A 9,357-nucleotide genomic window follows, 5' to 3' on the forward strand; every position below is an offset into this window, starting at 1 on the left:
TACAATTAAACCAAACAAGAATATAAAAAGACAGCAAATGCTGTCTTTTATTTTCCGAATTTGAAATGACAAATATCACCATCTTGCATTACATAAGTTTTACCTTCTGATCTTAGCTTACCAGCGTTTTTAGCACCCAGTTCACCACCATTTTCAACAAAATCATTGTAAGCAATAACATCTGCTTTGATAAATTTCTTTTCAAAATCAGTATGAATAACTCCAGCACATCTTGGAGCTAGTCAACCTTTTTGATAAACTCAAGCTCTAACTTCAACCTTACCTGCTGTAAAGTAAGTTTCAAGATTTAATAAATTAAATGCTTCACGCGTAAGTAGATCTAAACCACTTGTGGTTATTCCATACATTGATAGTAATTCCATTTTTTCTTCTTCTGATTCTACTTCAACTAGTTCAGACTCTAGCTGAACACAAATAGGAAGCAATTTTTCATGAGGTAGTAATGATTGTGCTAACGCTTTATAATTTTCATCTTCTTGATAGTTGGCAAATTGATCATTACCTAAATTTGCTACATAAATCATTGGTTTGAAAGTAAGTAAGTGATAACCTTTAATGATCTTAGTTTGTTTTTCATCAAAACTAAGTTCTCTAGCAGGAGTGTTGTTTTCAAAAGCTTCTTTCAAGATAGTTGCTACTTGTTGTTCTGCTAAAGCATCAGCATCGCCAGATTTAGCTTTCTTTGATACTCTGTTTAATATATTTGTAATAGTTTCTAAATCAGCTAGCAGCAATTCATAATTGATAATATCTTTATCTCTAACCGGATTAACTGATTGTTCAACGTGTTGAATGTTTTTATCATTAAAACATCTAACAACGTGAATAATAGCATCAACTTCCCTGATGTTACCTAAAAATTTATTACCTAATCCAGCTCCATCAGCTGCACCTTTTACTAATCCTGCAATGTCAACAAAATCAAAATTAGCTCAAACGATTTTATCTGGCTTAACTAATTGTGCTATTTTTTGTAACCTTGGATCGATTAATGGCACTGAAGCAATGTTAGGTTCAATTGTAGTAAAGGCATAATTAGAAGATTCAACTTGTTTTTTAGTTATAGCACTAAATAAAGTACTTTTACCAACGTTTGGTAATCCAACAATTCCTGCTTTTAAAGACATATTTACTCCTTTGAAGTTATTAAATTTCTCTTTTAATTATTCAGATATCCTTTTAACATGTTTAGAAACATAATATCTAAATTTATCCATCTCTTGTTCATTAAGCATTTCTATTTTATTTTTTGTAATTCTACTACTTAAAAATTGAGTTAGTTTTAAACTTTGGTTTAATAAATTTTTATGATTCTTCTTAACTTTAAAAGATAAAGTGTCAATATCAAAATAAATGTAACCTTTCTCAAATTCTTTGTCATGATTTGGACACAATAAAAAACCATTAACACCATCTGTTACATTTTTAGTAGCTTCTTCTAATGATATATAGCCTTTTTTGAATTCATCCTCAATATCTGTAAATCTATGAATGTGTGATGCTATTAAATTATCAAAAATAGAATAATCACAAGCAAAACATTCTTTTATAAAATTAAATGCTTGTTGAATTTTTCTCTTAAATAATGTTTGATTTCTCTTTAGTGAAATTTCATCAATTGGTTTTGGATTTTGCTGTTTTAAAGCATCTTTATAGAATGAGTTTAAGATATATGTGTTTTCTATATTAATGTTAAATGACTTTAATATATTCAATTTGTCATTTGATAATTTCCTATTGTTATTATTTTTATAAAGAATGAAGTTGATTTTATCAATATTTCATGCCTTTCTTTTTTCTGAAAGCAAAAGACAAGTTAGAAAAGTCTCACCTCATTTCGCACCATCTATAGTTCCAAAAATATCAACATTATTTTCATCTGTTTTTACAATAAACATTGAATCATTTTTAGAGTTTTTAAGTTTTAAATTATTCTTTATAGCAATAAAAGTTTCTAGATTTTCAATTGTATTGTTTGAATTTAAGGAATTAGAAAACCGTATGCCAATTTCTTTCATTATTGCTATTGAATTATTAATAGAAGGTGTTGCTTTTGTAAATTTTAAATTAAATTTGTTCAGTAATCTAAGACTAACAGGATTTAAAGAAACACAGACTTGTATATTTTTATTTTTAGCTATCTTAAATGCATTATAAAAATTTTGCGCTAAAAAAGTATTTCTAGATTTTGTTTTAAAATCACTGCTTAATATTTGACTAAAATAAACTAAAAAAGAATTGTTAACAATAACACCTTGATATTTTAAATTAGGATTTACAGTAAAAGAACATTCTTCAAATTTTACATTTACTAAATATTCATCAAAAACTAAAGTTTCATAAATGATTTTAAAAATCTCATCATTATTTTTTATATTATTATCTACATCATTAGCATTTAATATGTTTTCGATAAATGCTTTTGAAACATCAATTTTATTTTTTATCATTTTTAATGTTTTCCTCAATATTTTTATAATTTATACCTTCTCAAACTTGAATATCTTTCTTGAACATTGAGTTGGCTATTCACATTGAAGCAAAACTTGGTCTTTGTAGGTTTTTAACATCATAATTTAAATGATCTTTTGTAAAACACATCCTTCTTTTCAGATGGATATATTGAACCCTGTCAAATTTCTGTAATTCATCACAAAATTTTTCACTATTTAATGCTTGTATTCCAAAAATTAAGGCTCATTGTTTATTTGAACCAAATTCTAACAATCTTTTTAATAAATTATGTTTATTTCTAAAAGGTGGGTTTGAAACTATAATATCTCATTTTTCATTAGGTTCATACTTGTAAAAATCTTGTTCATATAAGATGTGAGAATATATAACTTTATAACCATAATCTCTAAAAGCTTTAACAAAGTTAGATGTTTCTAAATCAAAAGGACACCAAATAACTTTAGTTTTAGGAATTTTAGCTGTTTTTATAAAAAATTCTACATCTTCATAAGTTGTATATCATTCATCATCATTAGCATATCTAAAAGCTCTTGTGATGTCATTTGAATTTTTTATAATTGCAGTTTTAACCATTTCTTGAACATACTCATTAATACCTGTTTGAGTTATTTCTTGTACACTGTCTTTCATTTTTCTCCTTCTGATTAATTCATTTAACTAAATAATACATTAATACTTACATAAAAATATGCTATTTTATTAATTATATTTAAAATATATTTGTTATAAATATAAGTTTATTTAAATGAAATAAAAATTAATTTCATATCAAGTTTTAAATTATATATTGAAAAAAAGAGTTTTATTTAAAATTAAAAAGGAGTGAGTATGAAGTTAAAAATTGCTAGTTTCTTTGCAGGTGTTGGTGGAATTGATTTAGGTTTTAAAGACTTAGGTACAGTGATTTATGCAAATGAATATAACAAAAACGCAGCTACAACTTTTGAATCAAATTTTGATTTAAAAGTTGATGTTAGAGACATTAGACAAGTTTCATCATCTGAAATTCCTGATTTTGATATCATGCTTGCTGGTTTTCCTTGTCAAGCTTTTTCAATTGCAGGATACAGACAAGGATTTGATGATCTAAAAGGTCGCGGAAACTTATTTTTTGAACTTGAACGTATTTTTATAGATAAACAGCCCCAAATTATTTTCTTAGAAAATGTCAAAAACTTAGTTTCTCATGATAATGGCAATACTTTTAAAGTTATTGTTGAAAAACTTCGTGCTCAAAACTATCATGTTGCTTATAAGGTATTAAATTCAATGACTTATGGCAATTTGCCTCAAAACAGAGAAAGAATTTACATAGTTGCTTTTAAAGATAAAAATGTTTTTGATCAATTTGAATTTCCAAATCAAATTAAATTAACTAAATCGATTAAAGATATAGTGGATTTTGATAACGAACTAGATGATAAGTTTTATTACACAAATAGTAACTTTAAACATTTTGATGTTTTAAAAGGAAGTATGACAAATACTGACACTATTTATCAATGAAGAAGACAATATGTTAGAGAAAACAAATCTAAAGTATGTCCAACTTTAACTGCTAATATGGGAACTGGTGGACATAATGTTCCTTTAGTTTTAACTAAATTTGGTATTAGAAAACTAACACCAAAAGAATGTTTTATGTTTCAAGGTTATCCAAAAGACTTTGTTTTACCTAATTTAGCTAATTCTCACTTATACAAACAGGCTGGTAATTCAGTTGCTGTGTCGGTAATTTCAAGAATTGCTGAAAATATTAAATTAGCCTTACATAAGGCTAAAAAGTAAATAATAAAGTTTCAAAAACAGCATATGAGCCACAATAAAAACCGTTATTTCTTTTATTTTAAACAAATTAAAACATAGCTGTAAAATTCGATTAATTCAAGCAGATAATAACTATAAATCAAAAGTAATCTTTAAATAATTCAAAAATGTTACAAGTAAATTTGTAACATTTTTTCATATTTTTAAACTGCAAATAAGGAAAAATAAGTAGATAGTACTTTTTGTGTACTTTTTAATCTATTAACTTTTAAAATATTTACTTTTTTGTAAAATTTAAATACAAGAAGGTAGCAAATGAATCAGGACAATAAATTTTCTCCTTGATATGGCTTATATACAGCATTAAAAATTATTAAAATACCGTTTAATCAATTTGTTTTACAAGTCGATAATCAGTTTCCAAAAGATAGTTTTTTCAGCAAACAAAGAGCCACAATTCACGGAATTGAATTCAATGAACGAAATATGTATGGATTTGGTAATTTAAATCTGTATACAGTTTTAAATTACTTAGATTTATTTGAAAAGTTTATTAAAAACAAACTAGGTCAAAAACGTAGTAAAAACATTTTATTGTCTTTTAGTAATTTAGATCAAACCAATAGTCAAATGTTTGATTATTGCCTAAAATACTTAGTTGCTAATAAAAACCAAGTTTATACCTTTAACTTTAATTTAGCAAATGATTATTTAATCCAATCAGCATTATCAAACATGAACGCTGATTATGGTTTTTTTGTTGATTATGTACCTTCTAATAACAAATATTATTTAAAAATCTATTTTGACAATAAACTGATTGACTTTAGCTTAATGCAAACAATGATTAATAAACTACAAGGCAATTCATCACAGTTAAGTTTTGCTAATAATGCTGAAGCAATTAAACTAAATATTGACAAGATTTTAGATGCTTCTTTTAGTGGTGTAAAAACCTTAAACAATCAATTTATAAGCAATTACAACAGTTTTATTGTCTACAGTATGATTGACAACAAACTGAGTGAACACATTTTGAATCGTTTTTTAACTAAGTTTAATATTAAGCACATTAAACTTAATCCTAAATTAAATCAAGACTTAGTTTCGAATTCAAAATGACGTTTTTTAAGTTGAGCTTGAAGAAGTAATTATAAAGCCGATTTAATTATTTTAATCGACATCAATCAACGGTTAAAAGTTATTGTCAAGTCTAAAAAAGGTTATGTAACTTTAAATGAAGACCAATTAGTTTATTTGTTTATCCATAACCACTATTTAACTTGAAAAAATGATGAATTATTAACTAATAATCAATTTGTTATACCGATTGATGCTTCATCATTGATTTTAAAGTTGTTAAATATCTTTAAGATCAATTATGTTTATGAAAACTCTTTAAATCAATCAAATCATATTTTATTTGATTATTTTAAAGGTTCTTATTCGGTGCAAAAAAATCAAAATTTAAACTTTGAAAGTTTTGACTTTTTATTTAGTTTGATTTTGATGATGCAAAATTATAAAAACAACAATAACTTATTTAGTTACAAATACCAAAAAATGTTAAAGGCATCTGATCGTTGTTTTTTAAGTTATAAATATTTAAAACACAATCCAAATGACCTTTATAACTTATATAACCATTTAAAAGAAAGGCAACGTTTAAATAAAGCAATTAAGATTCAAAGTATTAACTGAATTGATTTTAGTAATTTAGGTTATACATATTTAATTAATATCAGACTAAAAATCAAGTATGCTGAAGTTAATTTGTTTATTAACTATGATTTAGCAACTAAACAAATTGAACTAAAATTTGAAACTCAGCTTTTAACAACTAAACATTGAAAATTTAGCGATAAGTTGCACGAAAAGTTATTGGTTATACAAATTAAAAATTCAATCAACCGCTTAATTAAAAAACTAGCTAAACAAACTAAAGGAGCAAAAAATGACAAATAAAATCAAATTTGAAAAAATAAGCAAAATTAAAGGAACAAGAGATTTTGATACTTTCAATTATGCACTTAGAGATGAAATGATTAATGCGTTTAAAAACCTAGTTACAAACAATTCATTTCAATTAATTTCTACTCCAATTATTGAAGATGCTAGACTATTTAAGCGTTCGGTTGGTGAATCTGAAATTGTTAAAAAAGAAATGTATGAATTTCAAGACAAAGGAAAGCGTGATTTAGTACTAAGACCTGAAGGAACAGCAAGTTTTATTCGTGCTTATATTGAAAATAACTGAGAAAACCTAAACAATAAACGTTATGCCTATATTGGACCGATGTATCGTTATGAGCAACCACAAAAAGGTAGATATAGAGAATTTTATCAAGCAGGTGTTGAATATATTGGTGCTAAAAACCCTTACAAAGATGCACAAGTAATTAGTTTAGCTTTTTATTTCTTGCAAATGCTAGAAATAAACAATGTTTTATTAATTAACACAATTGGTGATAGTCAATCAAGAGCAAATTATGAACAAGCTTTATATGATTATTTATTACCTTTCAAAGATCAGTTATCAGAAATTTCACAACAACGTTTAGCTGATAAAAAAGTGCTAAGAATTTTAGATGATAAACAAGATGTTAATAAAGATTTTATTAAGCAAGCTCCAATATTAAAAGATTATTTATCACCAGAATCTAAAGCGTACTTTGATAAATTACTAAAAATTCTGGATTCAATGGAAATTGAATATCAAATTTCTAATCAACTAGTTAGAGGATTAGATTATTATGATGAAATTGTTTTTGAGTTTATAGCAACTGATTCATCATCTAATTCACAAGGTACAGTAATTGGTGGTGGAAGATATTCAAACTTAATCGAGCAATTAGGTGGTAATGCTCAATCATCAGTTGGATTTGGAGTTGGAATTGATAGAATCTTAGATTTACTATTAGATAACTTAGAAGCTTATCCAATTACTCAAGCTGTTAAAGATAACTTAGTTCCTGATATTTACATCGCTTTTAGCAATTTTGAAAACAACACTGAATGAGCTTTTGAATTTACTCATTCAATAGTTTATGACACTCTAAAAATGCAAGTTGAATATGACTTAATTAAGTCTAAAAATTTATATAAACGTTATTTAGAAACAAATGCACCTTTTTTAATTACTGATGATGCAAAACTAGGTTCGGATTTTATTGTTATTAAAACTAATTTCTCAGATGATAGATGCGTTTTAAGAAAAAATGCAAATACTTTTGAAGATGCATATCGTTTTATTATTGAAAACGGTAAAGATGTAATTAATCCTACCTCATTAGAACAATTAGAAGAATTATTTGATCAATATTTACAAGAAATTTAATAGGAAAAATATGAATAAACAAATAAAAAATAATCAACTAAGATTATCAGATGTTAACAAAGAAGTGACTTTATATGGTTGAGTTGCTAATAAAAGAAGATTTGGTGAATTAAACTTTGTTGACTTACGTGACAAATTTGGAATTACACAATTAGTTTTTAATACACCAATTCACTTCACTAAAGAATCGGTATTAAAAGTAACTGGAAAAGTTGTAGCAAGAAAAGACCCTAATTTAGATTTATCAACTGGACAAGTTGAAGTTTTAGTTTCAGACTATCAAGTTTTATCTTTATCAAAAGAACAATTACCATTTCAAATTAGAGATGATATTGAAGTTAAAGAAGAGTTAAGACTTGAATATCGTTACTTAGACTTACGTCGCCCAGTAATGCAAAAAAACATTAAATTTAGAAATGATTTTATTTTTGCATTACGTGAATTTTTACAGAAAAATGATTTTACAGAAATTGAAACACCAATCTTATCAAAAGCCACCCCAGAAGGTGCAAGAGACTTTTTAGTACCAACTAGAAATGATGCTAATCAATTTTATGCTTTACCACAAAGTCCGCAATTATTTAAACAACTTTTAATGATTGCTAACTTTGAAAAGTATTATCAAGTTGCTAGATGTTTTAGAGATGAAGACTTAAGAAAAGACCGTCAACCAGAATTTACACAACTTGATATTGAAGTAAGTTTTACAGATGTTGAAGTATTTCAATCATATATTGAAAAAATGATTGCATATGCTATCAAACAAACTTTAAACAAAGAAATCAAAGTACCATTTGACAGAGTAGACTTTGACGAATGTATTGATAAATATGGAACTGATAAACCTGATTTTAGATATACAAAATTCTTACAGTCAGTACCAGAATTTTGTAATTCATCTGACTTTAGTATTATCAAAGATGCTCCAAGCAAACGTTTATTAAAAATTGATGAATTAATAACTAAAAAAGACTTTAAGAAACTAGAAGAAATAGCTAAGAAAAATGGTGTTAATGCATTATTTTACTTTACATATGACAATCAAGTAGTTGAAACAAATTATGCTAATAAAATTCCAGCTGAAGAAATACAACAGTTAGTTAACAGTCAAGAAGTCAAAAATGGTTCATACTTTGTATGTGTTGGCAAATACGATAAAGTTAGTCAAGCTTTAGGTGCATTAAGAGTAGAATTGAATTCATGATACAACTGAGCTAATCCAGACCAGTTAGATTTTAAATGAATTATAAATTGACCAATGTTTGAATATGATGAAAACAACAACAGTTGAGCAGCTGCACATCACCCTTTTACGCAATTTGAAACACCAATGGATCAATTAGATTCATTAGATAAATCACAAATTAAAGCTAGAAGTTATGACTTAGTTTTAAACGGTTTTGAACTTGGTTCTGGTTCTGCTAGAATTCATGATGCTAATATGCAACAAAAAATGTTTGAAATGATTGGTTTAGATAAACAAGCTCAAGAAGACAAATTTGGTTTTTTCCTAAAAGCATTTGAATACGGAATTCCTCCACACTGTGGTATTGGGTTAGGTTTAGACCGTTTAGTTATGCTTTTAACAAACCAACCTACAATTAGAGAAGTTATTCCGTTCCCTAAAAATTCTAAGAATCAAGATATGATGACACAAGCGCCTTCAAATGTTTCTTCAGAGCAACTAGATGACTTATATTTAGCAATTAAAGACAACTAATTACAAATCACACTACTAAGTGTGATTTTTTGTTACA

Annotated in this window: 7 protein-coding genes; 4 read left to right on the forward strand and 3 right to left on the reverse strand. The window is 26.3% G+C overall.

Translation table 4 applies throughout. The features are described 5' to 3' along the window. Window positions 1-47: 47 nt before the first annotated feature. From ychF to FG904_RS00520, 3 genes are read right to left on the reverse strand one after another with little or no spacing between them, the layout of a single operon-like run. Window positions 48-1,148, reverse strand: coding sequence for a redox-regulated ATPase YchF (gene ychF / locus FG904_RS00510; protein ID WP_139591987.1), 1,101 nt, complete (start codon window positions 1,146-1,148; stop codon window positions 48-50). 36 nt (window positions 1,149-1,184) lie between these two features. Further along, a complete protein-coding gene (locus tag FG904_RS00515; RefSeq protein ID WP_139591988.1) occupies window positions 1,185-2,471 on the reverse strand; it encodes an HNH endonuclease signature motif containing protein in 1,287 nt (428 codons plus the stop codon). Further along, a complete protein-coding gene (locus FG904_RS00520; protein ID WP_139591989.1) occupies window positions 2,458-3,126 on the reverse strand; it encodes a sugar-phosphate nucleotidyltransferase in 669 nt (222 codons plus the stop codon). Before FG904_RS00520 ends, FG904_RS00515 begins: the two co-directional genes overlap by 14 nt. A 198-nt stretch (window positions 3,127-3,324) precedes the next feature. On the opposite strand from FG904_RS00520, the gene FG904_RS00525 reads away from it, so the two are divergent. The 4 genes from FG904_RS00525 to aspS all read left to right on the forward strand — a co-directional run bounded on the left by FG904_RS00525 (window position 3,325) and on the right by aspS (window position 9,320). After that, complete coding sequence (locus FG904_RS00525; RefSeq protein ID WP_139591990.1) at window positions 3,325-4,284, forward strand: DNA cytosine methyltransferase; 960 nt, start codon at window positions 3,325-3,327, stop codon at window positions 4,282-4,284. 294 nt (window positions 4,285-4,578) lie between these two features. Then, the gene (locus FG904_RS00530) at window positions 4,579-6,228 is read left to right on the forward strand and encodes an MAG5620 family putative phospho-sugar mutase (protein ID WP_139591991.1); all 1,650 of its coding nucleotides are present in this window, start codon (window positions 4,579-4,581) and stop codon (window positions 6,226-6,228) included. Further along, window positions 6,218-7,600, forward strand: a complete 1,383-nt coding sequence (hisS, locus tag FG904_RS00535; protein WP_139591992.1) for a histidine--tRNA ligase — start codon at window positions 6,218-6,220, stop codon at window positions 7,598-7,600. Before FG904_RS00530 ends, hisS begins: the two co-directional genes overlap by 11 nt. Window positions 7,601-7,610: 10 nt before the next feature. After that, window positions 7,611-9,320, forward strand: a complete 1,710-nt coding sequence (gene aspS / locus FG904_RS00540) for an aspartate--tRNA ligase (RefSeq protein ID WP_139591993.1) — start codon at window positions 7,611-7,613, stop codon at window positions 9,318-9,320. Window positions 9,321-9,357 lie beyond the last annotated feature (37 nt).

Source organism: Mycoplasma nasistruthionis, assembly GCF_006228185.1.
GTDB lineage: Bacteria > Bacillota_I > Bacilli_A > Mycoplasmatales > Metamycoplasmataceae > Mycoplasmopsis > Mycoplasmopsis nasistruthionis.